20 protein-coding genes are annotated in these 24,179 nt (G+C 60.3%); 9 read left to right on the plus strand and 11 right to left on the minus strand.

Annotation, left to right across the window (positions count from 1 at the left end; all coding sequences use genetic code 11):
- Positions 1–76: 76 nt before the first annotated feature.
- Together ACOAP0_RS14475 and ACOAP0_RS14480 are read left to right on the plus strand one after the other, a co-directional pair.
- On the plus strand, positions 77–1,819 hold the full coding sequence (locus tag ACOAP0_RS14475) for a proline--tRNA ligase (protein WP_498376967.1): 1,743 nt from the start codon (positions 77–79) through the stop codon (positions 1,817–1,819).
- Positions 1,816–2,460, plus strand: coding sequence for a lytic transglycosylase domain-containing protein (locus tag ACOAP0_RS14480; RefSeq protein WP_498376968.1), 645 nt, complete (start codon positions 1,816–1,818; stop codon positions 2,458–2,460). The genes ACOAP0_RS14475 and ACOAP0_RS14480 overlap by 4 nt, the downstream gene beginning before the upstream one ends.
- Here the strand turns inward: ACOAP0_RS14480 and ACOAP0_RS14485 are convergent.
- Both ACOAP0_RS14485 and grxD read right to left on the minus strand, forming a co-directional pair.
- Positions 2,457–4,358, minus strand: coding sequence for a putative bifunctional diguanylate cyclase/phosphodiesterase (locus tag ACOAP0_RS14485; protein WP_481874472.1), 1,902 nt, complete (start codon positions 4,356–4,358; stop codon positions 2,457–2,459). The two genes, ACOAP0_RS14480 and ACOAP0_RS14485, sit on opposite strands and share 4 nt — an antisense overlap.
- 73 nt (positions 4,359–4,431) lie before the next feature.
- Entirely contained in the window at positions 4,432–4,758 is a 327-nt protein-coding gene (gene grxD, locus ACOAP0_RS14490; protein ID WP_087496578.1) for a Grx4 family monothiol glutaredoxin, read from the minus strand.
- A 112-nt stretch (positions 4,759–4,870) separates the two neighbouring features.
- On the opposite strand from grxD, the gene ACOAP0_RS14495 reads away from it, so the two are divergent.
- The gene (locus ACOAP0_RS14495) at positions 4,871–5,347 is read left to right on the plus strand and encodes an FKBP-type peptidyl-prolyl cis-trans isomerase (RefSeq protein ID WP_498376969.1); all 477 of its coding nucleotides are present in this window, start codon (positions 4,871–4,873) and stop codon (positions 5,345–5,347) included.
- A 168-nt stretch (positions 5,348–5,515) separates the two neighbouring features.
- Entirely contained in the window at positions 5,516–7,255 is a 1,740-nt protein-coding gene (gene leuA, locus ACOAP0_RS14500) for a 2-isopropylmalate synthase (RefSeq protein WP_498376970.1), read from the plus strand.
- Positions 7,256–7,302: 47 nt separating this feature from the next.
- On the opposite strand, the gene ACOAP0_RS14505 is transcribed toward leuA, so the two are convergent.
- Positions 7,303–7,641, minus strand: coding sequence for a zinc ribbon domain-containing protein YjdM (locus ACOAP0_RS14505; protein WP_498376971.1), 339 nt, complete (start codon positions 7,639–7,641; stop codon positions 7,303–7,305).
- 70 nt (positions 7,642–7,711) lie between these two features.
- Positions 7,712–8,545, minus strand: coding sequence for a peptide chain release factor N(5)-glutamine methyltransferase (gene prmC, locus ACOAP0_RS14510; protein ID WP_498376972.1), 834 nt, complete (start codon positions 8,543–8,545; stop codon positions 7,712–7,714).
- Positions 8,546–8,733: 188 nt separating this feature from the next.
- Between prmC and ACOAP0_RS14515 the strand changes: the two genes are divergently transcribed.
- Complete coding sequence (locus ACOAP0_RS14515; protein WP_498376973.1) at positions 8,734–10,698, plus strand: methyl-accepting chemotaxis protein; 1,965 nt, start codon at positions 8,734–8,736, stop codon at positions 10,696–10,698.
- Positions 10,699–10,881: 183 nt separating this feature from the next.
- On the opposite strand, the gene prfA is transcribed toward ACOAP0_RS14515, so the two are convergent.
- Together prfA and hemA are read right to left on the minus strand one after the other, a co-directional pair.
- On the minus strand, positions 10,882–12,003 hold the full coding sequence (gene prfA, locus ACOAP0_RS14520; protein ID WP_498376974.1) for a peptide chain release factor 1: 1,122 nt from the start codon (positions 12,001–12,003) through the stop codon (positions 10,882–10,884).
- Positions 12,004–12,154: 151 nt separating this feature from the next.
- On the minus strand, positions 12,155–13,414 hold the full coding sequence (gene hemA / locus ACOAP0_RS14525) for a glutamyl-tRNA reductase (RefSeq protein WP_498376975.1): 1,260 nt from the start codon (positions 13,412–13,414) through the stop codon (positions 12,155–12,157).
- Positions 13,415–13,490: 76 nt separating this feature from the next.
- Here hemA and ACOAP0_RS14530 point away from each other — a divergent pair, with 76 nt between their 5' ends.
- Positions 13,491–13,760, plus strand: a complete 270-nt coding sequence (locus ACOAP0_RS14530; protein ID WP_313868997.1) for a hypothetical protein — start codon at positions 13,491–13,493, stop codon at positions 13,758–13,760.
- Positions 13,761–13,788: 28 nt separating this feature from the next.
- Positions 13,789–14,451: an HAD family hydrolase gene (locus ACOAP0_RS14535; RefSeq protein ID WP_498376976.1), complete on the plus strand. Its 663-nt coding sequence runs from the start codon at positions 13,789–13,791 to the stop codon at positions 14,449–14,451.
- On the opposite strand, the gene ACOAP0_RS14540 is transcribed toward ACOAP0_RS14535, so the two are convergent.
- From ACOAP0_RS14540 to ugpB, 5 genes are all read right to left on the minus strand, one after another.
- A complete protein-coding gene (locus tag ACOAP0_RS14540) occupies positions 14,438–15,256 on the minus strand; it encodes a glycerophosphoryl diester phosphodiesterase (RefSeq protein WP_498376977.1) in 819 nt (272 codons plus the stop codon). The two genes, ACOAP0_RS14535 and ACOAP0_RS14540, sit on opposite strands and share 14 nt — an antisense overlap.
- Positions 15,253–16,287, minus strand: a complete 1,035-nt coding sequence (locus ACOAP0_RS14545; RefSeq protein WP_498376978.1) for a sn-glycerol-3-phosphate import ATP-binding protein UgpC — start codon at positions 16,285–16,287, stop codon at positions 15,253–15,255. The genes ACOAP0_RS14540 and ACOAP0_RS14545 overlap by 4 nt, the downstream gene beginning before the upstream one ends.
- A 15-nt stretch (positions 16,288–16,302) precedes the next feature.
- Positions 16,303–17,145: a sn-glycerol-3-phosphate ABC transporter permease UgpE gene (gene ugpE, locus ACOAP0_RS14550; RefSeq protein ID WP_498376979.1), complete on the minus strand. Its 843-nt coding sequence runs from the start codon at positions 17,143–17,145 to the stop codon at positions 16,303–16,305.
- A gap of 92 nt (positions 17,146–17,237) precedes the next feature.
- On the minus strand, positions 17,238–18,125 hold the full coding sequence (gene ugpA / locus ACOAP0_RS14555; protein WP_498376980.1) for a sn-glycerol-3-phosphate ABC transporter permease UgpA: 888 nt from the start codon (positions 18,123–18,125) through the stop codon (positions 17,238–17,240).
- Positions 18,126–18,222: 97 nt separating this feature from the next.
- Positions 18,223–19,542, minus strand: coding sequence for a sn-glycerol-3-phosphate ABC transporter substrate-binding protein UgpB (ugpB, locus tag ACOAP0_RS14560; RefSeq protein ID WP_498376981.1), 1,320 nt, complete (start codon positions 19,540–19,542; stop codon positions 18,223–18,225).
- 199 nt (positions 19,543–19,741) lie between these two features.
- Between ugpB and ACOAP0_RS14565 the strand changes: the two genes are divergently transcribed.
- Both ACOAP0_RS14565 and ACOAP0_RS14570 read left to right on the plus strand, forming a co-directional pair.
- Positions 19,742–23,692: a DUF3683 domain-containing protein gene (locus tag ACOAP0_RS14565; RefSeq protein ID WP_498376982.1), complete on the plus strand. Its 3,951-nt coding sequence runs from the start codon at positions 19,742–19,744 to the stop codon at positions 23,690–23,692.
- A 9-nt stretch (positions 23,693–23,701) separates the two neighbouring features.
- Positions 23,702–24,115, plus strand: coding sequence for a gamma-butyrobetaine hydroxylase family protein (locus tag ACOAP0_RS14570; RefSeq protein ID WP_087496595.1), 414 nt, complete (start codon positions 23,702–23,704; stop codon positions 24,113–24,115).
- Positions 24,116–24,179: the final 64 nt, after the last annotated feature.

Consider the following 24,179-nt stretch of genomic DNA (forward strand, 5'->3'; position numbering starts at 1 on the left):
TTTAAACTTCATTCATTATGCACAGCGAAAGCGGAGCATCAAGGTCTGGAGTTCCCTGTAGTTCACTGAGCGACCCATGAAAGCCTCCCAATTCCTGATTTCCACCCTGAAAGAAGCGCCCACCGATGCCGAAGTGGTGAGCCACAAGCTCATGATGCGCGCAGGCATGATCAAAAAGCTGGGTGCCGGCATCTATAACTACATGCCTATGGGTTTGCGGGTCATCCGCAAGGTCGAAGCCATCGTCCGTGAAGAGATGAATCGTGCCGGTGCTGTTGAGCTGACCATGCCCGTGATTCAGCCGGCAGAGCTGTGGCAGGAGACAGGCCGCTTTGACAAGATGGGCCCTGAGCTTCTTCGCATCAAGGACCGCCATGAGCGCGACTATGTGGTGCAGCCCACCAGCGAAGAGGTGGTGACCGACATCGCCCGCCAAGAGATCAAGAGCTACAAACAGCTGCCCAAAAACCTGTACCAGATCCAGACAAAGTTCCGTGATGAGCGCCGGCCCCGTTTCGGCTTGATGCGCGGACGCGAATTCATCATGAAGGACGCGTACAGCTTCGACCGAGATCAGGATTCGGCGAAGGCTAGCTATCAGGTCATGGCCAAGGCCTACCGCCGCATCTTTGACCGATTCGGCCTGACCTACCGCGCAGTTGCAGCAGATAGCGGCGCTATCGGCGGCGACTTGAGCGAAGAGTTCCAGGTGATTGCGGCTACCGGTGAAGACGCCATCGTCTATTGCCCGACCAGTGACTACGCTGCCAATATGGAAAAAGCAGAAGCATTGGCGCCTGTAGCGCCCAGAGCGTCTGGGCAAGCTGCTATGGAAAAAGTAGCAACGCCCGGAAAGAGTACCTGTGAGGATGTGGCTGCTTTGTTGGGTGTGGCACTGAATACGACTGTCAAGTCTTTGGTTCTGGCGACAGACGAGAAAGATGAGCACGGCGTGGTCAAGAAGACCCAAGTCTGGCTCTTGCTGCTGCGCGGTGACCATGACATGAATGAGGTCAAGGTCGGCAAGTTGCCGGGTCTGGCCGAGTTTCGATTTGCCACCGTGGGTGAGATTGAAGACCATTTCGGTTGCAAGCCCGGTTATCTGGGCCCTATTGGCCTGAAGCAGCCGCTCAAAATTGTGGCTGACCGTGATGTGACGGTCATGGCCGACTGGATTTGTGGCGCCAACGAAGAAGGCTTTCACATCCGGGGCGTCAACTGGGGGCGCGATTTGCCGGAACCCGACATGGTCGCAGACCTGCGCAATGTGGTGGAGGGCGATGCCTCGCCCGACGGCAAAGGCGTGCTGGCGATTGAGCGTGGGATCGAAGTCGGCCATGTGTTCTACCTGGGCACCAAGTACAGCAAGGCGATGAACGCCACCTTCCTGGATGTGAACGGCAAGCCCCAGTTCATGGAGATGGGCTGCTACGGCATCGGCATCACCCGCCTGCCCGCCGCTGCGATTGAGCAGAACCACGATGACAAGGGCATCATCTGGCCCGATGCGTTGGCGCCGTTTACCGTGGTCTTGTGCCCGATCAATCCGGATCGTTTCCCTGATGTGAAAGCAGCGGCCGACAAGCTCTATGAAGAGCTGCTGTCTGCGGGTGTTGACGTGATTCTCGACGACCGTAATGAGCGCCCCGGCGCCATGTTTGCGGATTGGGAGCTGATCGGTGTTCCGCACCGCGTGAACATCGGCGACCGTGGCTTGAAAGAAGGCGTGGTGGAGTACCAGCACCGCCGTGAAAGTGCCGCAACCAGCGTGCCCGTGGCTGAGATCGCATCGCTGTTGCTCGGCCGCCTCAAGGCATGAGTCTTCCGCTCTCCGATTCGCTGGTTTCAAGGCGAATCGGGCTGCAGCGCTTATCCGTCGTGTGCGGGCTGCTCTGTTTTTCGCAGCAACGCGCATGGGCGGGTGCGCAGGTGGAGGAGCCTTTGGTGGATTCAGTGCGTACCGCTCTGTCGTCCGCCATTACCAATTCTGCGCCGCCCATTCCTGAATTTCAGGACACCGAGTCGCGCCTCAAATACCTGCGCTGGCTGGGGGCCATGAGCGAGCGTCTGAAGAAGAAAAAGCCTGAGTGGGACGTGCGCCGGGAGTTTCTGCAAACGGTCTGGTACGAGAGCAAGCGTGCCGGTCTGGATGTGGCCCTGGTACTCGGCTTGATTCAGGTGGAGAGCAACTTCCGCAAATTTGCGGTCAGCAGCGTGGGGGCGCGCGGCTACATGCAGGTCATGCCGTTCTGGACCCGCGTTCTTGGCGACGGCGATGCCAGCAAGCTGTTTCACATGCAGACCAACCTGCGTTTCGGCTGTGTGATCCTGCGCCACTACCTGGAGCGGGAGCGCGGCGATGTGTTTATGGCCCTGGGGCGCTACAACGGCTCCCGCGGCAAAGCCCCGTATCCGAACGCAGTGCTCGGCGCCCGCCGCAACTGGGAGTGGGCAGGCTAAACCTGGCCCGCAATCGGGGTGAGGGTAGGGCGGGCCAGCCAGTAGGCCTCGAAGTCTTTGGCAGGCATGGGCCGCGCGAACAAATAGCCCTGCGCCTGATCGCAGCCCATGCGGGTAAGGGCCTCCCGGGTGGCTTCGTTTTCCACGCCCTCGGCGGTCACGGTGAGCTGCAAACTTTTGGCCAAGTGAATGATGGCGCTCACCATGGCCACATCTTTTTGTCCCTGCATCAAGCGGCGTACAAACGACTGGTCAATCTTGAGTTTATGCACCGGAAAGCGCTGCAGGTAAGACAGGTTGGAATAACCGGTGCCGAAGTCATCGATGGACATTCGGATGCCGGAGTGCTGAATCCGGCCAAGCGTGGTGATGAACTTCTCGGTGTCATGGATCAGGGTGGACTCCGTCACTTCCAACTCCAGTTGCCGCGGATCCAGACCGGTCTCCCGTAGAGCCTGTGCAATCACGGCTTCCACATTGCCCCGACTGAATTGCACCGGCGACAGGTTGACCGACACAAACAGGTCCGTCGCACCTTGCTGCCGCCATGCCTGCATTTGCCGGCAGGCTTCAGTCAACACCCATTGACCGATGTCCACAATCAAGCCCGATTTTTCTGCCAAGGTGATGAACAAGCCGGGTGACACCATACCCAGCTTGGGGTTTTGCCAGCGCACCAGCGCTTCCGCCCCTAACAGCCTGCCGCTGTGCAGGTCATACACCGGCTGGTAGTGCAATACAAACTCTTCTTGCGTGACGGCCTGCCGGAGGCTGGAAATCAGGTGCAGGCTCTCCGTCACACTGCTGCGGATGTCTTCACTGAAGAATCGGAAGGTGTTGCGCCCGGCTTCTTTGGCGTGATACATCGCCAGGTCAGCGTGCCGCATCAGTTCGTCGAAAGAGTTGCCGTGTTGGGGATACAGGGCGATGCCGATAGAGCAGGAAGCGAGCACTTCTATGCCTCGCAACTGAAACGGGGCCTGCATCTTCTGCAGGATGTCCTGACTGACTTTCGCCACCGCATCGGGGTGTTGGAGGCCAGTCAGACCAATCAAAAATTCATCCCCGCCCTGCCGGCACACAATGTCTGATTGCCGGACCGATTCACGCAAACGCTGCGCCACTTGCACCAAAAAATCATCGCCAGCGGAATGCCCCAAGGAGTCGTTGACGTCTTTGAAGTTGTCCAGATCCACAAACAGCATGGCGACCAGATTCTTCTCTTCGGCCGCTACGCGCATCGCCTCGGTCAGGAGCTCGTTACCCAGTATGCGGTTGGGCAGACGCGTCAACCCATCGTGCTGTGCCAGATAGGTCAGGTTCTTTTCCGAGGCATGAAAACGCGCAATCTGCGCCCGTAGTCGCACCAATGCGTTTTGCATGTCGTAGGTCAGAAACCAGATCAGAAAACCATTAATCAGCAAAATGGAAACGCTGTCTGTCAGCCGGTCCAGCTCGGTACCGGAGGTGATGCCCGTGCGCCAACCATTCAATGTACCCAGGCCCAACATCACCACGCACCCCAGCATGAAGGTCAACAGCATCCAGAAGTGTCTTGGTTTCAATAGCTGACCCGCTCCGATCAGAATGACCGGATAGCCCAGGAGCGAGGAGTCGCGCAGCCCGTCGCTGAACCACATGATGCTGAACAGGGAGAGGGTGGCCACCGACAGCACCATGCCGGCAGCAGCTTCGTGGTGCCCGCGGTGGTTGAGCCATTGGCAGGGGAGCATCAGCGCTGCTCCCAAGCCCAGGGATAGGACTACATCCCAGCGGGATTGCAGACCGTACTGGGCTGCCGTGCCGCTGAAGGCGATGAACACCAGCAGTGCAAACTGGAAGACCCGGCGACTTCGTACGGTCGCCTCTTCCGCATCGTCATGACGGGGATTGGACACAGCAGACTCCCTGCAAGCCTCATGGGGGTTGCGGTTGCCCGGTCATTCGCGCCGAGCATACCGCTGGAGGCGGTTAATTGGCCTGGGCGCCGATCACTTGCACCAGTTCGCCGGATTCGTACATCTCCATCATGATGTCTGAGCCGCCGATGAATTCACCCTTGATGTAGAGCTGGGGGATGGTGGGCCAGCTGCTGTATTCCTTGATGCCTTGGCGGATGCCGTCGTCTTCCAGCACGTTCACGGTCTTGATGGTCTTGGTATCCACGCCGCAGGCCTTGAGGATCTGGATAGCGCGGCCGGAGAAGCCGCACTGTGGGAAGCTGGCAGTGCCCTTCATGAACAGCAGGATGTCGTTGGACTTCACCAGTTCGTCAATGCGTTGTTGTGCGTCGCTCATGTCAAAAATTCCGAGTAGATAGATACCCTAATTATTTCACCTTCGTCCCTGCTTGTCGCCACTCCGTGGCCTCAGCGCACAGCCGGTAGGGCTTTTTACGATAATTGGGGGCATGAACATCACTAAAAACACCGCAGTCACCCTGCAATTCAAGATTTCCGACGCTACCGGCAAACTGCTGGACCAGAGCCAGGAACCCATCGCCTACCTGCATGGCGGCTACGGCAATACTTTCCCAAAGATTGAAGAAGCACTCGAAGGCCAAGCAGCCGGCTTCGCCACCACCGTGGAGCTGGCCCCTGCCGATGCCTTCGGCGAATACAACGAAGGCCTGTTGCAAACCATTCCCAAAACCCAGTTTCCCCCGGGCGTGAAGGTTGGTGGTCAGCTGGAAGGCCGTGCCGAAGATGGCCAAACCATCGTGTTCACTGTGGTCAAGATCAAGGGCCCTGAAGTGCACCTCGACGGCAACCATCCCCTGGCCGGCAAGACACTGCGATTTGCGCTGAAAGTGCTGGAAGTGCGTGTTGCCAGCGAAGAAGAAATCGCCCATGGACACGTGCATGGTGCCCACGGCCATCATCACTGATTGCCCTTCGTTAGATTGAACCTAAGTTGGATTGCTGGATTTATTAATTTATTGGCATAAATCACCAAGTATTTTGAAATAAAGGCAAACAACGCAATTGGCTGCCGGTCCTGCGGGGCTACGATACCAGTCTAGAAATTGGTGTCATGCCCTTCAGGAGTTTTTGCCGTGCTGTCCAACCCCGCAACCAAATACCGCGCCTTCCCCGCCATTGACCTGACCAACCGGCAATGGCCCACGCGTAGCATCACCCAGCCACCGATCTGGATGAGCACGGACCTGCGGGACGGTAACCAATCCCTTTTTGAGCCCATGAATGCGGAGCGCAAGATGCGCATGTTCCGCACGCTGCTGCAAGTGGGTTTCAAGGAGATCGAGGTCGGCTTCCCCAGTGCCTCGCAAACCGACTTTGATTTCGTACGTGAATTGATCACTGGTGGTCATGTGCCCGATGACGTGACCATTGAAGTGCTCACTCAGTCTCGCGAGCACCTGATTCGCCGCACCATCGAGTCCCTCCAAGGCGCCCGCCGCGCTATCGTGCACGTCTACAACGCCACCGCCCCCGTCTTCCGCGACGTGGTGTTCGGCATGAGCAAGCCCGAGGTGAAAGAGTTGGCCGTGTCCTCCGTGCGCTTGATCAAAGAGATCACCGCCACCATGCCTGAGACCGAGTGGGTGCTGCAATACAGCCCCGAGGTGTTCACCAGCACCGAGCTCGAATTCGCCTGCGAAGTGTGTGATGCCGTCACCGCCGAGTGGGGCGCGACACCTTCCAACAAGGTGATCCTCAACTTGCCCGCCACCGTCGAGGTGTCAACACCCAACATCTATGCCGACCAGATCGAGTGGATGCACACCCATTTGGCGCGCCGCGACAGCATCATCCTGAGCCTGCACCCGCACAACGACCGGGGCACTGGCGTGGCAGCTGCCGAACTGGGCATGATGGCCGGCGCCGACCGCGTGGAAGGCTGCTTGTTCGGCAACGGCGAGCGCACCGGCAATGTGGACCTTGTGACCTTGGCCCTGAATATGTACACCCAGGGCGTGAGCCCCGGTCTCGATTTCTCCGACATCAACGCCATTGCCCGCACCGTCGAGCATTGCAACCAGTTACCCATCCACCCACGCCACCCGTATGTGGGTGACTTGGTGTTCACCGCGTTCAGTGGCTCCCACCAGGATGCCATCAAGAAAGGTTTTGCCGCCCAAAAGGCGGCCGGCCCGGATGCGATGTGGAATGTGCCCTACATGCCCATTGACCCGGCCGACGTGGGTCGCAGCTACGACTCGGTGATTCGCGTGAACAGCCAGTCCGGCAAGGGCGGCGTGGCCTATTTGATGGAAGCCGAGTTCGGTGTGGTCATGCCGCGCCGCCTGCAGGTGGAATTCTCGGGCGAGGTGCAAAGCTACACCGACAGCCATGGCGGCGAAATGAGCGCGCAAGACATCTGGAACCTGTTTGACGCCACCTACCTGAACGCCGCTGACGCCAAAGTGCGCTATGTGGAGCACCACCTGTTTGACCACCCTGGCCAGGCCGGCAAAGCCCATGTGCAGGGCATCCGTATCGGTGTGGAGGTGGACGGCCAGCCCATGCTGATCACCGGTGAAGGCAATGGGCCCATCGACGCAGCAGTGCACGCTTTGCAGACGATTGGCGTCAAGGTGCAAGTGCGTAGCTATGAAGAGCGCAGCACCAAAGCCAGCACCGACGCGGGTGATGCACAAGCCTGTGCCTTCCTGGAGCTAGTGGCTACGAACGGCGATACCGGCAAGGGCGGCGAGCGCTTCGGCGTGGGCATGGACACCAACATCGTGACCGCTTCGGTCAAAGCCCTGATCAGCGGTGTGAACCGCTTGGGGCTGGTGGACGTGGATGCGGCAGAGCCTGTTGCGGCCTGATTCAGCCAAGTCATGAAGAGCCGGGGCAGCGCAAGCGCCCCGGTTTTTTATGCCTTTTTCAGGAAGCAGGCCTTGAGCATGAAGCTGCCACCGTCCATCTTGCAGTCCACCTCGTGGTCGCCGCCCACCAGCCGGATGCTTTTGACCTTGGTACCCTGCTTGAGCACGGTGGAGCTGCCTTTGACTTTCAGGTCTTTGATCAGCACCACCGCATCGCCGTCCTGCAGTACCTGACCGTTGGAGTCTTTGACGACTGCGTTGTCTTCAACATCCGCGGCTGCAACAGCATGTGGCCATTCAAAGCCGCAGTCGGCGCACACAAAGTTGTCGCCATCGGGGTAGGTGTTTTCCAAAGTGCATTGCGGACAGGCGGGTGTAGAGGACATGGATGCTTTCTTCTTGCTATGAATTCAGGAGCTGCTCGCGCAATATTGGTGTGCGCTAAAGGCCAATTCATTATGGAAATGCTGCCGGCCATCTGCCGCCGCTGCAGCGCTCAATGCCAGCCAGATCGCGGCGGCTCTGCACTTCACTGAAGCCGGCGGCAGCCAAAAGGCCGCGAACATCACCCGCTTGGTCATACCCGTGCTCGAACAGCAGCCAGCCGCCGGCAAGCAGGTGCTCTGGGGCCTGGCGGATGATGGTGCGTATATCGTCCAGCCCATCGGTACCGGCGGTCAATGCCTGCCGGGGCTCGAACCGCAGGGCAGGCAGGTGTTCGTCGTCTTCGCGAATGTAGGGTGGGTTGGACACAATGAGCTGGAACTTGCCTTCTGCGCTGCCAAGCCAGGAGCCCTGGCCAAAAGCCACCTCCAACCCCAGACGTTGCGCATTGCCTTGCGCCACAGCCAGTGCTGCGTGGCTGAAGTCCACGGCTTCCACCTGCAATTCCGGCCGCGTGGCCTTGAGGGCCAGCGCAATCGCACCGCTGCCAGTGCCCAGGTCCACCACCCGGGCATGGGGGGTGGGCTCCAGGGTTTCCAGTGCCCACTCCACAAGCGTCTCGGTGTCAGGGCGGGGTACCAATACATCGGCGCTGACCTGCAGGTTCAGCCCGTAAAACTCTTTGTGGCCAACCAGGTAGGCGACGGGTTCGCCTGCCAGCCGTCGATTTGCCAGCCGTGTCAGCGTGATGAGCGCTTGCTCACTGAGGAGGTCACTGTCATGTGCCAGCAGCCAGGCCCGCCCCGCCCGGGCCTGCCCGACTGCATGCAAAAGCAGCAGCCGACTGTCTGTCAGGTCCAGCCCCTGACTTTGGAGCTGAGAAATGGCTTGCGCAATGGTGGGCATGATTGCTCTTGAATTGATAGCTGCTCGCGCATATTTTGTATGGATGAATGCACGAAATGGTTGAAAGACCGCTTATTTCCCGCTGCGCTTTCGACCTAAATAAAGTACAGTGAATCCACAAATAGATAAGGCCGATCTTGGCTGGAGCAGGCGTTGGCGAGGCGCCGTTTCGTTGGAGTGTTCTCAAAATGAGCCTTGTATTGTCCTCCGGTTCGTCCGCGCCCCCTGCACGCCTGAGTGGCTTGTCGCTCAACGCCAAGATTTGTGTCGCGGCTACCGCCCTCGTGGTCGCCAGTCTGGCAATTACAGCCACTGTGATCGGCTTCAAAAGCAGCTCCACCGCAGAAGCTGCAACCATGGAGCTGGCCCGCACCTCTGCCCGCGAAGCTGCGGGGGCCCTGCAATCGCGGATCAAGGCCAATCTGTATTCCGTGATGGCGCTTTCCGGCGCCATGACCACTACCAAGGCGGCTGGCTTGCCCTTGCAACGTCCGCAAATTGACGAGATCACCAAATCCACCCTGATGAGCTCCCCGGACTTTGTGGGTGCCGCCGTCACTTGGGAGCCCAATGCGCTGGACGGCAAAGATGCCGAGTTCGCGGGCAAAGCGCCGATCTACGATGCAACCGGACGCCATATGCCCTACTGGACCCGCAAGGCTGGAGGCGGCTTTCATGTGGATCCCATTGTGTTCGACCCCGCGCCGGGGGCCAATGATTGGTACGACATTCCCAAGAAAACCAGCAAGGTGTTTTTCACCGAGCCCTACATCTACCCGATTGAAGGCAAAGATGTGCTGATGGCATCGCTGGTGGCGCCCATTCTGGTGGAAGGCAAGTTTCAAGGTGTGGCCAGTGCCGACTTCGCGCTCACACAGCTGAACACCATCCTGTCAGATGTGAAAGTCATGAATGGCGGCAGCTTGGTCTTGATCTCCAACGGCGGCTTGTATGCGACCAACCCCGATGCGGCGCTGATCAACAAAAAGGCCGAGGACATCCCCGCAGCCGGTTTGGAGGCGGTGCAGAAGGGTCAGACTTACGAGTACACCGATAACAGCAAAGTAATTCACCTCTTGCAGCCCTTGGTCATCCACCCGGACGCAGCGCCTTGGGCAGTGCGCATGAGCTTTCCGCAGAGCGTGGCAACCGCATCGTCGCGCCAACTGACTTTCTACACCTTGGGTGCCGCATTGGTGTGCGCCTTGGCTACGGCGGTCATTCTGGTTGCGGTAGTGTCGCGGCTCATGCAGCCCCTGCGGGCCCTGAGTAGCGCTATGGCCGATGTATCCAGCGGGGATGCAGACCTTCGTACCAAAATCGCCGTGCATGGCAATGACGAGCTGGCCGCCATCGGCAACGGGTTTAACCAGTTCGTCGCCAAAATCCATGGGGTGTTGGCGCAAGTGCGCAGCAGTGCCGATAGCGTGGCCAACGCCAGCGCCGAGATTGCCCAAGGCAACAATGACTTGAGTGCCCGCACTGAGCACCAGGCCAGCTCGCTGGAGGAAACTGCGGCCAGCATGGAAGAACTCAACAGCACCGTCAAGCAAAACGCCGACAACGCTCGCCAAGCCAATCAACTGGCCATGAGCGCTTCAACGGTGGCGGTGCAAGGGGGCGAAGTGGTGGGGCAGGTGGTGGACACCATGAAGGGCATCAATGAAGCCAGCCGCAAGATCAGCGACATCATCAGCGTGATCGACGGCATCGCCTTCCAGACGAATATTCTGGCGCTGAACGCAGCAGTGGAAGCCGCCCGCGCCGGGGAGCAGGGCCGTGGCTTTGCGGTGGTGGCCAGCGAAGTCCGCTCACTCGCCGGCCGCAGTGCTGAGGCCGCGAAAGAAATCAAGAGCCTGATCAACGCCAGCGTGGAGCGCGTGGAGCAGGGCACTGCTTTGGTCGACAAGGCCGGTGAAACCATGACCGAAGTGGTCAGCAGCATCCGCCGGGTGACTGACATCATGGGCGAGATCAGCGCCGCCAGCAATGAGCAAAGTGCCGGTGTAGCGCAGGTGGGTGAGGCTGTGACTTCGATGGACCAGGCGACGCAGCAAAACGCAGCCTTGGTGGAAGAGATGGCTGCGGCAGCTAGCAGTTTGAAGAGTCAGGCTAACGACTTGGTGCAGGTGGTGGGGGTGTTCAAGCTCTGACTTTTTTGAAAATCCGGGCGGTTTTGCGATGGGCCGATCGCTTGGGCGACAGATCGTTTTGCTCCGTGTCCCCCGCCCGCTTTGCGGGCTCCTCCTTGACCTGCGCAAAACGCTCTGTCGCCCAAGCGCTCTCCGTTATTTGCGGTGAGCGCCCAGCCGCCCCAACTCCAACCCGTAAGCAAATCAATTCAGACTGTTTTCCAGCGCAGCCAACTGCTGGGCCGCTTCGTAGGCTTGCAGGGCCTCGATCACATCGTCCAAATCGCCTTCCATCGCGCGGTCCAGCTTGTACAGCGTGAGGTTGATACGGTGGTCGGTCAGCCGGCCTTGCGGGTAGTTGTAAGTGCGGATGCGGTCGCTGCGGTCGCCGCTGCCAACCAGACTCTTGCGTTCAGCCGCGTCTTTGGCGGCGCGCTCGGAGCGGTCTTTTTCGTGGATGCGGGCGGTCAGCACTTTCAGGGCTTGGGCCTTGTTGCTGTGCTGGCTGCGGCCATCCTGGCATTCGGCCACGATACCAGTGGGGATGTGCGTGATACGCACCGCCGAGTCGGTCTTGTTGATGTGCTGGCCACCGGCGCCGCTGGCACGGTAGGTGTCGATGCGCAGATCCGACGGATTGATCTTGATGGCTTCCGCCTCGTCCTGCTCGGCTAACACCGCAATCGTGCAGGCGCTGGTGTGAATGCGGCCCTGCGTCTCCGTGGCGGGCACGCGCTGCACGCGGTGGCCGCCTGATTCGAATTTCAGCATGCCGTAGGCACCGCAAGAGCCCGCGCTAGTGGTCGTGCTGCCTTCGATGCGGAGCACTACTTCCTTGTAGCCGCCCAGCTCGCTTTCAGACGCGCTCATGATCTCGGTGCGCAGGCCCTTGGCGTCGCAGTAGCGGGTGTACATGCGGGCCAGATCCACAGCGAACAGGGCGGACTCGTCACCGCCTGTACCCGCACGAATTTCCACAAACGCAGGGCGGGCATCGTCCGGGTCCTTGGGTAGCAACATGCGCTGCAGCTCGGCCTCTAACTGGGCCATCTCGGCAGTGGCGCCGTCAATCTCTTCTTGCGCCATGGCGAGCATGTCTTCATCGCCCGCCGCATCACCCAGCATCTCCTGCCCCGTGGCCAGATCGGCCTCGCGCTGCTGAAAGCGCTTCCAACGCCCAGCTACCGCCGCCACATCGGTGTGCTCGCGCGACAGCTTGAGGAACTGCTCCATGTCTTTCATGATGTCTTCACGCGAAAGCAAAAACTCCAGCTCCCCTTGGCGGTCTTTGTACTTGGCAAGCTGTTGGCGGAGAAACGGTTTCATGGGTGACTTTGTGTGTGTAGCGATCAATGCGACGACCGTAGAAGCGGGGTCGAAGCGAAAAAACAAAATGTGGCTGTTAAAGCTCCCCTTTCACCCGGCCGGGCGAGAGGGGCTGGGGGAGAGGGGGGTGAACCCCGAAGCTTGACCCCAGCTAACGCTTATTCCGCAAGAAAAAGTGCGAAATCGCGTTGCCCGCCCGTTCGCGCGCCGCAGCGTCCCCGGCGTGCAGCTCGGCCATTGCGCCATGCAGCATCTTCTGGCTCAGGCCTTTGGCCAGAGCTTCAAGCACCGCGTCCACATCTTCGCCCTTGGCCAGCATCTTGCGGGCACGGGTGAGTTCTGCGGTGCGCCATTCTTCGGCTTGGGCATTGAGCTGCTGGATCAGGGGCACGGCGCTGCGCTGGTCCACCCAGTGCATAAAGCTTTGCACCCCGGCGTCCACAATGGCCTCGGCTTGAGCCACGGCGGCTTGGCGGTTGGCTTGGGCGGTTTGCACCACGCCGGCCAGGTCGTCCACAGTGTAGAGGTACACATCACCCAAGGCTTTGACTTCGGGTTCAATGTCGCGCGGCACGGCGAGGTCCACCATGAACATGGGGCGGTGCTTGCGTTTTTTTAGTGCGCGCTCCACCGCGCCCAAGCCGATGATGGGCAGGGTGCTGGCGGTGCAGCTGATGACAGCGTCAAACTCGTGCAGCTGCTCGGGCAAGTCGGCCAGGCGCATGACCTCGCCCCCGAAGCGGCTGGCCAGCTTTTCGCCCCGCTCCAGCGTGCGGTTGGCAATCGCGATGGCCTTGGGGTTCTTGGCCGCAAAGTGCGTGGCGCAAAGCTCGATCATTTCGCCCGCACCCACAAACAGCACCTTGACCTTGGCCAGGTCTTCAAACAAATTACCGGCCAGGCGCACGGCGGCGGCGGCCATGCTGATGCTATGCGCGCCGATTTCCGTAGAGGTGCGCACCTCTTTGGCCACCGCGAACGAGCGTTGGAAGAGCTGGGAGAGCGTGGTGCCCAAAGCGCCCGCCTCGTCAGCGGCGCGTACGGCGTCTTTGAGCTGCCCCAGAATCTGCGGCTCGCCCAGCACCATGCTGTCCAGGCCACTGGCCACGCGGAACGCATGGCGAGCGGCTTCCTGGTCTTCCAAGCGGTAGGTGTGGGAGCGCAGCTCACTGGCCGACACGCCGCCGCTTTGTGCCAGCCAGGCGAGGGTGTGGTCCAGCGCGGCTTCATCGCCTGCGCAGTAGATCTCGGTGCGGTTACAGGTAGAGACGATGGCCGCTTCCGGGGGACGGGCCATGCTCTGGCGCAGCCCGTGGAGCTGCGGCGCAATCTGGTCACTGGCGAACGCAAACCGGCCCCGCATATCCAGCGGTGCGGTGGTTTGGTTGATGCCTAATGCCCAGACTGCCATATGTTTAGATGCCGATTATAAAATCCAGCGTCTACTCACCCCGCCAAAGCCTCGATTGGCCTTTGCAATGACCGCCATGGGCCCACTCGATCTCCTGAACCACCTGTTGAATTTTGCGGCTCCTGCCTTGGTGGTCGGGGTGTTGCTGGCGCTTCTGGCGCCTCTTTTGTATAGAAAAGTGCCGGTAGCGCGCAGTCTATATGCGCAGGCAGCTATTAATTTTGTAGCGGGGCTAGGGGCCTTGGTGGGCGGACTCGTATTCTTCGGGCGCGATGGCAAGATGGCCAGCTATGCCGCCATGGTGCTGGCCTGTGCCGTCAGTCAGTGGTGGGCCATGCGCCGCTGATCCCAGCCCGCAAATTTTTTGGAGCTTTATGCCCTCACGTTTCAAAGCCGTTCTGTTTGACCACGACGGCACCCTGGTCGAATCTGAAGCGGTGCATCACGCGATTTGGAATCAGGTGCTGCAGCCCTATGGCGTGCAGATTCCGCTGGAGTTGTTCATGGCGGACTTCTCGGGTGTGCCCGCCATCACCAACGGCCATGACATCAAGAAGCGCTATGCGCTGGCCCCAGACGCCGCCGAACTGGCTGATACCAAAAACGCCATGACGGCCGAATACCTTGCAACCCACGCCTTCCCGCTGATGCCCGGCGTGCGCGAATCATTGACCCGTTTGAATGCAGCCGGTCTACGCAAGGGCGTAGTGACCGGGGCACGCATGTTCGCCATTGCCGCCACTTTGCGCTCGCGCGCGCTGGCGCCGGAGTTTGAGATCGTGATATCTGCGGATGAGGTCGTCCACAGCAAGCCGGCACCCGAGTGTTACTTGCTGGCGCTGGAAAAGATGGGCTTGCAGGCCCATGAAGCAGTGGCCTTTGAGGACACTGAGCACGGCGTCGCCTCTGCGATTGCGGCTGGGCTGGCTTGTGTGGCGATACCCACCGCCATGTCTGCGGTGCAGGACTTCAGCGCCGCCACCGTGGTGGTGCCGGACATGGCTTCTGCCGTCGATTGGGTACTCAAGCAGGGCTGAACAAATCCACCCGGTCGGTGATGATGCCGTCCGTACCCAAGTCGATCAGCCCCTGCGCCACTGGCTCGTCATTGACCGTGTAGCTCATGGTGCGCATGCCGGCCGCTTTGGCTTGGGTCACGGTGCTGGTGTCCCAGAGCGTGTGCTTGCACACGATGGCGTGGCATCCCAGGCGCAGGGCGGTTTCTAGCCAACCGCTCCAGAGTTCGTCCAGCAATAGACCACGGGGCAACTCAGGCTGAGTGTCCAGAGCGCCTTCCAGTGCGTCGGGCGCGAAAGAAGTCAGCAGGGGTGGCACGGACTGTCCTGCCCACAGGCGGGCGGCGTGCCGGGCCACGACCTCGCCGGTGTGACGCTCGGTACCCGGGGTGGGCTTGATCTCGATGTTCAGAAAGTAGCCGTTGCGGATGCAATAGGCGGCAATGCCGTCCAGCGTAGGAATGGTCTCGCCTGCGTAGGCACGGCTGTGCCAGGCGCCGGCATCGAGCCGGCTCAATGTGGCCCAAGGGTGGTTGCCGGCGATGGCCTCATTTGCTACATCTTTGATAGCTACTTGCGCATGATCCACGGGCGCCAGCACTTGATGGGAGGCATTGGTGGTGCGGGCGAGGGTGGCATCGTGCAGCAAAAATGGCACGCCATCCGCGCTGAGCTTCACGTCGCATTCGAACATGCGGTAGCCGTGGCCCGCCCCGAGGCGGAAGGCGGCCAGCGTATTTTCCGGAGCCAGCTTGCCGGCACCCCGGTGGGCTACCCAGCGCGGGTAGGGCCAGTCGGGGAGGTCGAATTCGTGGACGGCGGTCATGCGGTGATTCTCTTGCCGGTGGCAGCGTCAAAGTGGTGGATGCGGTCTGCGCGCGGTGTCACATGCAGGGTGCTGCCCAAGGCGGGCACGGCGGCCGACTCTTCGATGCGGATGATGACGGTCTCATCCGCATCCGCGGCATTCAATTTGTGCGCCCACTTGCCGTAGATCAGGCGCTCAGCCCCCAGCATTTCCACCGCTTCCACTTGCAGGGCCCAGCCGCCAGACGCGATGTCCAGGTGCTCGGGGCGGATGCCGGTGATGACGCCGGGCTTGGCGTCCGGTGCGTTCTTGAGCAGGTTCATGGGCGGCGAGCCGATGAAGCTGGCCACAAAAGTGCTGGCCGGGCGGGTGTAGACCTCTTCGGGCGTGCCGAACTGCTCCATCACGCCGCCATTCATGACGATCATGCGCTGGGCCAGCGTCATGGCTTCCACTTGGTCGTGGGTCACAAACAGGCTGGTGATGCCCAGCTCGCGGTGCAGCTTCTGGATTTCCAGCCGGGTCTGGGCGCGCAGCTTGGCGTCCAGGTTGGAGAGCGGCTCGTCAAACAAAAACACCTGGGGCTGGCGCACGATGGCCCGGCCCATGGCCACGCGCTGGCGTTGTCCGCCCGACAGGGCTTTGGGTTTGCGCTCCAGATAAGGGGCCAGCTCCAGAATCTTGGCGGCTTTTTCCACACGCGCCTTGATCTCGTCCATGGGCACATTGGCGATCTTGAGGCCGTAGGCCATGTTCTCGAACACGCTCATGTGCGGGTAGAGCGCGTAGTTCTGGAACACCATGGCGATGTCGCGGTCGCTGGGTTCCAGGTCGTTCACCACGCGCCCACCGATAGAAATCTGGCCGCCGCTGACTTCTTCCAGGCCGGCCACCATGCGCAAGAGCGTGGATTTGCCGCAGCCGCTGGGCCCGACGATGACGATGAATTCACCGTCCTGAATCTGGGCGTTCACGCCGTGGATGACCTGGTTGGCCGACTTGCCGCTGCCGTAGCGCTTGATGACGTTTTTGAGTTCGATGGAAGCCATAAATCTTTTTTCCTATTACTTTTCGGTGTCCACGAGGCCTTTGACAAACCATTTCTGCATGAGCATGACCACCAACGCGGGTGGCAGCATGGCGGTGGCCATGACGATGTTCCATTCGGTCTGGGCGTCGCCGCCCGAAATCATTTGCTTGATGCCGATGACCACCGGGTACATGTCTTCCTTGGTGGTGACCAGCAGCGGCCAGAGGTACTGGTTCCAGCCGTAAATGAACTGGATGACAAACAGTGCCGCCATGCTGGTGGCCGACAGAGGCACCAGAATGTCTTTGAAGAAGCGCATGGGGCCTGCGCCGTCCACTCGGGCGGCCTCCACCAGCTCATCCGGCACGGTCAGGAAAAACTGCCGGAACAAGAAAGTGGCCGTAGCGGACGCAATCAGTGGCACCGTGAGGCCGGCATAGGTGTTGAGCATGCCCAGATCAGCCACCACTTGGTAAGTGGGGCCGATGCGCACCTCCACCGGCAGCATCAGGGTCACAAAAATGGCCCAGAAAAAGAACATGCGCGCTGGAAAGCGGAAGTACACGATGGCAAACGCCGAGAGCAGCGAGATGGCAATCTTGCCGATGGAAATGATCAGCGCCGTAATCAGGCTGACCATCATCATGCGACCCACAGAAGCGTGCGACCCCGAACCTTGGCGGTCACCGCCCAGAGCGGCGGCGTAGTTGTCCAGCAGGTGGCTGCCGGGCAGCAGCGGCATGGGCGACTGCACCACCGCGTCCGCCGTATGGGTGGAGGCCACAAAGGTGATGTAGATGGGGAATGCCACGATGAGCACCCCGATGATGAGAATGGCGTGCGACAAAAAGTCCAGCCAGGGGCGACGTTCAACCATGAGATGGCTCCTGCAGGGCTGCCCCAAAGGAGCCATGCGCCCCCTTGGGGGGCAGCGAATACACGTAGTGATGAGCGTGGGGGCGTGTCATTTCAGTAATTCACTTTCTTTTCAACAAAGCGGAACTGCACCACGGTGAGTGCCACCACGATGACCATGAGCACCACCGACTGGGCTGCCGAGCCACCCAGGTCCATGGCCTTGAAGCCGTCGAAATACACTTTGTAGACCAGAATGGCCGTGTCTTTGCCCGGGCCGCCTTTGGTGGCCGCATCGACGATTGCGAAGGTGTCAAAGAAGGCATACACCACATTGATCACCAGCAGGAAGAAGGTGGTGGGCGACAGCAGCGGGAACTGGATGGTCCAGAACCGGCGCCAGGGGCGCGCACCGTCCATGGATGCGGCCTCGATCAGCGACTTGGGGATGCTCTGCAAGCCGGCCAGAAAGAACAGAAAGTTGTAGGACAGCTGCTTCCAAACTGCTGCCATCACGATCAGCGCCATGGCGTGGTTGCTGTTGAGCAGCGGGTCCCAACTCGCTCCAAGAGCGCGGATGCCATAGCTCACGATACCGATGCTGGGCGCAAACATGAAGAGCCACAGCACACCGGCTACTGCAGGGGCTACGGCGTACGGCCAGATCAGGAAAGTGCGGTAAATGCCTGAGCCTTTGACGACCCGGTCGGCAAAGATCGCCAGCATCAGCGAGATGCTCAGGCCCATCACGGCCACCAATGCGGAGAACACTGCAGTGGTCTTGAAGGAAGCGAGGTAGGAGGCGTCGTTCCAGAGGTTGCGGAAGTTGTCGAGCCCGACAAATTCCACCGAGGTGCCGAAGGCGTCGCTTTGTTGCACTGACTGCATAAGCGCTTGAGCCGCCGGCCAGAAAAAGAAGACCGTGATGACAATGACCTGCGGTGCAATCAGCACCCAAGGCAGCCACGCGGATTTGAATACCACCCGTTTTTCGTTAGCCATAGTTGTTATGCAAGGTGTGGGGACCCAAAGTGGGATGTCGGAAATAGAAAAACGGAGTGGCCACCGCAGCGGCCACTCCGTTCAATCAAGAAACGATTTATTTGTTGGCTTTTTCGAAACGGGCCAACAGTTCGTCACCACGGGTCACGATGGAGTCCAGCGCTTCCTTGGCAGTTTTCTTGCCGGCCCAGACTTGTTCCAATTCTTCGTCTTCAATCGCGCGGATCTGCACGTAATTGCCCAAACGGATACCGCGGGACTTGTCTGTCACTTTGCGGATCATCTGGTTCACGGCTACATCCGTACCGGGGTTTTCTTTGTAGAAGCCGGACTTTTCGGTCAGCTCAAAAGCTGCAGTCGTGATGGGCAGGTAGCCGGTGCGCTTGTGGCTGGCAGACTGCACTTCAGGCGTGGAGATGAAGTCGAAGAACTTGGCAATGCCTTTGTACTCTTCCGCTTTCTTGCCGGCCATGACCCACAAGCTGGCGCCACCGATGACGGTGTTTTGCGGTGCTCCGGGTACGTCTTTGTAGTAGGGCAGGGGAGCAATACCGTAGGCGAACTTGGCATTCTTCTTCACGTTGCCGTAGAAGCCGCTCGATGTAGTCATCATGGCGCACTCCCCGGATACGAAGCTGGCTTCCGGCACGTTGGCGCGGCCCTTGTACACAAACAAGCCTTGCTTGGCCATGTTGGCCAGATTTTCAATGTGGCGCACGTGCAGTGGCGAATTGATCTTCAGGCGGGCGTCTGTTCCGGCCAGGCCGTTTTGCTTGGTCGCGAATTCGACGTTGTGCCAGGCAGAGAAGCTTTCCAGCTGGGTCCAGCCTTGCCATGCGATGGAGATAGGGCACTTGTGGCCACTGGCTTTGAGCTTGGCGGCTGCCAGAGCTACATCGCCCCAGGTAGCGGGCGCCTGGTCGGGGTTGATGCCGGCTGCCTTGAAGGCGTCCTTGTTGTAGTAAAAGATGGTGGTGGAGCTATTGAACGGGAAGCTCAGCATCTGGCCATTGGGCGCGGTGTAGTAGCCGGCCACAGCAGGCACGTACACCTTGGGGTCGAATTTGTAGCCCGCGTCTGCCATGACTTTGCCGACAGGAACCACGGCTCCCTTGCTGGCCATCATGGTGGCAGTGCCCACTTCAAACACTTGGAGGATGTGGGGTGCATTGCCGGCGCGGAAAGCGGCAACCGCAGCGGTCATGGATTCGTCGTAGGTCCCCTTGAAGGTGGGAACAATTTTGTAGTCTTTCTGGCTGGCGTTGAATTCCTTGGCCAGGTCGTTCACCCATTCGCCGTTCACGGCGGTCATGGAGTGCCACCACTGAATTTCGGTCTGGGCTTGGGCGATGCCAGGGATAGCGAATGCGGCCGCGGATACGACAGCAATGGAAAGAGCTCTGCGGGTAATGGACATGGTTGCCTCCTGAATGTCGAATGCGGCGATGCTAGGTGCGCCGCATGTCAAATATGTGTCACTCTCATTACAACCTGAGAATTTTGACCGATTGGTCAGGGGTTTCCATTAGAAAAGCCCGTGAATAGGCGGTGCGGTACCATCGCAGACCTACCAAAAAAGGCCGTGCCGGGGCCTTTGGCAGCTACTAAACACCCTGATGAACGCTCCCACCTCGCTCAATCACCTCCTCAGCGCCGCCAAGCCGGGCGCTCATGCGCAAGAGCGCATCCGCGAAATTCCGTACAACTACACGTCTTTCTCCGACCGGGAAATCGTGATTCGTTTGCTGGGTTCTCACAGCTGGGAGCTGTTGAACCAGCTGCGTGGCGAACGCCAGACCGGTCGCTCTGCCCGCATGCTCTACGAGGTGCTGGGCGATGTGTGGGTAGTGCAACGCAACCCCTACTTGCAGGACGACCTGCTGGACAACCCCAAGCGCCGCGGCCAATTGGTTGATGCCTTGAACCACCGCCTCTCCGAGGTGGAGAAGCGCCGCACCCCAGAGGCCGACCCCGAGCGGGACGCCATGGTCGGCCAGTTGCTGGTGGCAGCACGCGCAGCCGTCAAAGCGTTTGACGCTGCCTTTGTGGAGGTGGCCGCCCTGCGCAAGAAGACCCAGAAGCTGCTTTACAAGCTCACCGCCAAAGACAACGTCAAGTTTGACGGCCTCTCGCGCGTAAGCCATGTGACCGACGCGACCGATTGGCGCGTTGAATATCCCTTTGTGGTGCTGTGCCCGGACTCGGAAGAGGAAATGGCCGGTCTGGTGAAGGGCTGTATCGAACTCGGGCTGACCATCATTCCCCGTGGAGGCGGCACCGGCTACACGGGCGGCGCGATTCCTCTTACCTGGAAGAGCGTGGTCATCAACACCGAAAAGCTCGAAGCCATGACCGAGGTGGAGATGAAACGCCTCCCCGGTCTGGACCGCGATGTGGCCACCGTGTGGTCCGAGGCCGGTGTGGTCACCCAGCGGGTGGCGGATGCCGCCGAGCGCGGCGGTTATGTGTTTGCGGTGGACCCGACGTCTGCCGAGGCCTCGTGCATAGGCGGCAACATTGCCATGAACGCGGGCGGCAAAAAAGCCGTTCTGTGGGGCACTGCGCTGGACAACCTGGCCAGCTGGCGCATGGTGACGCCGCAGGCTGAGTGGCTGGAAGTGACCCGTATCAACCACAACATGGGCAAGATCCATGACGTGGAAGTGGCCAGCTTCGAGCTGCAGTACTACAAGGCCGACGGCAAAACGCCCATCCGCAAAGAGCGCCTAGACATTCCTGGCACCACCTTCCGCAAGGAAGGCTTGGGCAAGGACGTCACCGACAAGTTTCTGAGCGGTTTGCCCGGCATCCAGAAAGAGGGCACCGACGGCCTGATCACCAGCGCGCGCTGGGTGGTACACAAGATGCCTGCGCACACCCGCACGGTGTGCCTGGAGTTCTTTGGCAACGCCAAGGACGCGGTGCCCAGCATCGTGGACATCAAGGATTTCATGTTCGCCGAGCAAAAGCGCAGCGGCGTGTTGCTGGCCGGCCTGGAGCACTTGGACGACCGCTACCTGAAAGCGGTGGGCTACGCCACCAAGAGCAAGCGCGGCGGCTTCCCCAAGATGGTGTTGTTCGGCGATATCGCAGGCGACAACGCCGACGATGTGGCTCGCGTCACCAGCGAAGTGGTGCGCTTGGCCAACGGCCGCAGTGGCGAGGGCTTTGTGGCCATCAGCCCCGAAGCGCGCAAGAAATTCTGGCTGGACCGCAAGCGCACTGCGGCCATCAGCAAGCACACCAACGCCTTCAAGATCAATGAAGACGTGGTGATCCCGCTGCCCCGCATGGCCGAGTACACCGACGGCATCGAGCGCATCAACATCGAACTGAGCCTGCAGAACAAGCTGGCCCTGTGCGACGCGCTGACCGAATTTTTCGAGCGCAGCGATTTGCCCTTGGGCAAGACAGATGACGCCAACGACATTCCATCGGCCGAGCTGCTGGAAGACCGTGTGTCCCAGGCGCTGGACTTGGTCGCGCAAGTGCGTGGCCAATGGCAGGGCTGGCTGGATGGGGTGGAAACCCTGTTTCCCCAGCTGCAGGACCACACGCTGCGCGCCAGCTGGAAGACCCAGTTGCGTGCGCCGCTGCAAGCCATCTTCACGGGTGCGGCGTTTGACGCCATCCTGTCTGAGTGCGCCGCCATCCACAAGCGCGTGCTCAAAGGCCGCGTCTGGGTGGCGCTGCACATGCACGCCGGTGACGGTAACGTGCACACCAACATCCCCGTCAACAGCGATGACTACGACATGCTGCAGGCTGCCCACGGTGCGGTCAAACGCATCATGGCATTGGCCCGCAGCCTGGACGGCGTGATCTCGGGCGAGCACGGCATTGGCATCACCAAGCTGGAGTTTTTGAGCGAAGCCGAGCTGGCGCCGTTTATTGCCTACAAAGCCAAGGTGGACCCCGAAGGCCGCTTCAACAAAGGCAAGCTGCTACGGAATCAGGAGCTGCCCGCGCAGGATGGTGAAGGCTTTGCACCGCATTTGACCGCAGATGGCTCCACCATTTACGCCGATTTGACCAACGCCTATACGCCCTCCTTCGGCCTGATGGGGCACGAGTCCTTGATCATGCAGCAAAGCGATATCGGCGCGATTGCCGATTCGGTGAAAGACTGCCTGCGCTGCGGCAAGTGCAAACCGGTGTGCGCCACCCACGTGCCACGCGCCAACCTGCTGTACAGCCCGCGCAACAAGATTCTGGCGACCTCGCTGTTGGTGGAGGCTTTCCTCTATGAGGAGCAGACCCGCCGCGGCATCAGCGTGAAGCACTGGGAAGAGTTTGAAGACGTGGCCGACCACTGCACGGTCTGCCACAAGTGCGAATCGCCTTGCCCGGTGAAGATCGACTTTGGCGATGTGACCATGAATATGCGCAATCTCTTGCGCAAGATGGGGCAGAAGTCCTTCCGCCCCGGCAACGCGGCGGCTATGTTCTTCTTGAACGCTACCAATCCCGAGACCATCAAGCTGATGCGCTCGGCCATGGTGGGCGTGGGCTTCAAGGCGCAACGCTTGGCCAACCAGGTCTTGCGTCTGGCCGCCAAAAAGCAGACTGCGAAACCGCCAGCCACCGTGGGCACCGCGCCCATCAAGGAGCAGGTGATCCACTTCATCAACAAGAAGATGCCTGGCGGCCTGCCCAAAAAAACGGCGCGCGCCTTGCTGGACATTGAAGATGCGGATTACGTGCCCATCATCCGCAACCCGAAATCCACCACGGCAGAGACCGAGGCGGTGTTCTACTTCCCCGGTTGCGGCTCGGAGCGCCTGTTCAGCCAGGTGGGCTTGGCAACCCAAGCCATGCTCTGGCATGCGGGTGTGCAAACCGTGTTGCCCCCTGGCTACCTGTGCTGCGGTTACCCCCAGCGTGGCTCCGGCCAGGCGGACAAGGCCGAGAAAATCATCACCGACAACCGGGTACTGTTCCACCGTGTGGCTAACACCTTGAATTACTTGGACATCAAGACGGTGGTGGTGAGCTGCGGTACCTGTTACGACCAGTTGCAGGGCTACGAGTTCGACAAAATCTTCCCTGGCAGCCGCATCATCGACATCCACGAGTACCTGCTGGAGAAGGGCATTACCCTGGTGCCGGAGGGGGGTGCCGGTGCCGGCTATCTGTACCACGACCCCTGCCACAGCCCCATGAAGCTGCAGGACCCGATGAAGACGGTCAAGGCCCTCGTGGGCGACGCAGTTTTGAAGAATGACCGCTGCTGCGGCGAGTCCGGCACGCTGGGCGTGACCCGCCCCGACATCTCCACTCAAATCCGCTTCCGCAAGGAAGAAGAGTTGCGCAAGGGAGAAACCGCTTTGCGTGCCCTGACGGCGCCAGGGGGACAGTCGCCCAAGGCGGAAGGCAATGTGAAGATTTTGACCAGCTGCCCGAGCTGCTTGCAAGGCCTGAGCCGCTACGGCAACGACCTGAACAACGGCTTGCTGGAGGCCGATTACATCGTGGTCGAAATGGCCAACCAGATTTTGGGCAAGGAATGGTTGCCCGAGTACGTGCAAACCGCCAATGCCGGTGGCATTGAGCGCGTGCTGGTCTAAGGGGGCGCCATGGCAGGTTTGACCGCTGGCGCGCCGACCCCGCAGGACATCACCGTCCACGGCCAAAGCCGCGTGCTGGAAGTGGGCTTCTCGGACGGGGCGCGCTTTCGCATTCCCTTTGAGCTGATGCGGGTCTACTCGCCGTCTGCTGAGGTGCAGGGCCATGGCCCGGGCCAGGAAACCCTGCAAACCGGCAAGCGCGACGTGGAGTTGGAAGCGCTGGACCCGGTTGGCAACTACGCGGTGCAGCCCCGCTTTTCCGACGGACATGACACCGGTATCTACACCTGGGACTACCTGTATTTTCTGGGTTCTCAGCAGGCTCGCCTGTGGCAGGATTACGAAGACAAGCTCAAGGCCGCGGGCGTTGGGCGCGATGCAGTCATGGCTCCCAAGGGCGGCCACGGCTGTGCCAGCCACTAACCTTCGACCTGTTTGCTATTGTTTCGGGAGCTTCTCGCGCATATTCCATGAGCGCTAGAGCCCT

It is taken from the genome of Curvibacter sp. Hmag1.1, from assembly GCF_059769165.1.

Coding starts and splice junctions, on each gene's coding strand:
- ACOAP0_RS14495 (WP_498376969.1), top strand. CDS start 4,871: ATGAACATCACTAAAAACACCGCAGTCACCCTGCAATTCAAGATTTCC.
- ugpA (WP_498376980.1), bottom strand. CDS start 18,125: ATGGCTAACGAAAAACGGGTGGTATTCAAATCCGCGTGGCTGCCTTGG.
- ACOAP0_RS14565 (WP_498376982.1), top strand. CDS start 19,742: ATGAACGCTCCCACCTCGCTCAATCACCTCCTCAGCGCCGCCAAGCCG.
- ACOAP0_RS14475 (WP_498376967.1), top strand. CDS start 77: ATGAAAGCCTCCCAATTCCTGATTTCCACCCTGAAAGAAGCGCCCACC.
- ACOAP0_RS14535 (WP_498376976.1), top strand. CDS start 13,789: ATGCCCTCACGTTTCAAAGCCGTTCTGTTTGACCACGACGGCACCCTG.
- hemA (WP_498376975.1), bottom strand. CDS start 13,414: ATGGCAGTCTGGGCATTAGGCATCAACCAAACCACCGCACCGCTGGAT.
- ACOAP0_RS14570 (WP_087496595.1), top strand. CDS start 23,702: ATGGCAGGTTTGACCGCTGGCGCGCCGACCCCGCAGGACATCACCGTC.
- ACOAP0_RS14540 (WP_498376977.1), bottom strand. CDS start 15,256: ATGACCGCCGTCCACGAATTCGACCTCCCCGACTGGCCCTACCCGCGC.
- ACOAP0_RS14505 (WP_498376971.1), bottom strand. CDS start 7,641: ATGTCCTCTACACCCGCCTGTCCGCAATGCACTTTGGAAAACACCTAC.
- prfA (WP_498376974.1), bottom strand. CDS start 12,003: ATGAAACCGTTTCTCCGCCAACAGCTTGCCAAGTACAAAGACCGCCAA.
- ACOAP0_RS14530 (WP_313868997.1), top strand. CDS start 13,491: ATGGGCCCACTCGATCTCCTGAACCACCTGTTGAATTTTGCGGCTCCT.
- ACOAP0_RS14480 (WP_498376968.1), top strand. CDS start 1,816: ATGAGTCTTCCGCTCTCCGATTCGCTGGTTTCAAGGCGAATCGGGCTG.
- ACOAP0_RS14515 (WP_498376973.1), top strand. CDS start 8,734: ATGAGCCTTGTATTGTCCTCCGGTTCGTCCGCGCCCCCTGCACGCCTG.
- ACOAP0_RS14545 (WP_498376978.1), bottom strand. CDS start 16,287: ATGGCTTCCATCGAACTCAAAAACGTCATCAAGCGCTACGGCAGCGGC.
- ugpE (WP_498376979.1), bottom strand. CDS start 17,145: ATGGTTGAACGTCGCCCCTGGCTGGACTTTTTGTCGCACGCCATTCTC.
- ugpB (WP_498376981.1), bottom strand. CDS start 19,542: ATGTCCATTACCCGCAGAGCTCTTTCCATTGCTGTCGTATCCGCGGCC.
- prmC (WP_498376972.1), bottom strand. CDS start 8,545: ATGCCCACCATTGCGCAAGCCATTTCTCAGCTCCAAAGTCAGGGGCTG.
- grxD (WP_087496578.1), bottom strand. CDS start 4,758: ATGAGCGACGCACAACAACGCATTGACGAACTGGTGAAGTCCAACGAC.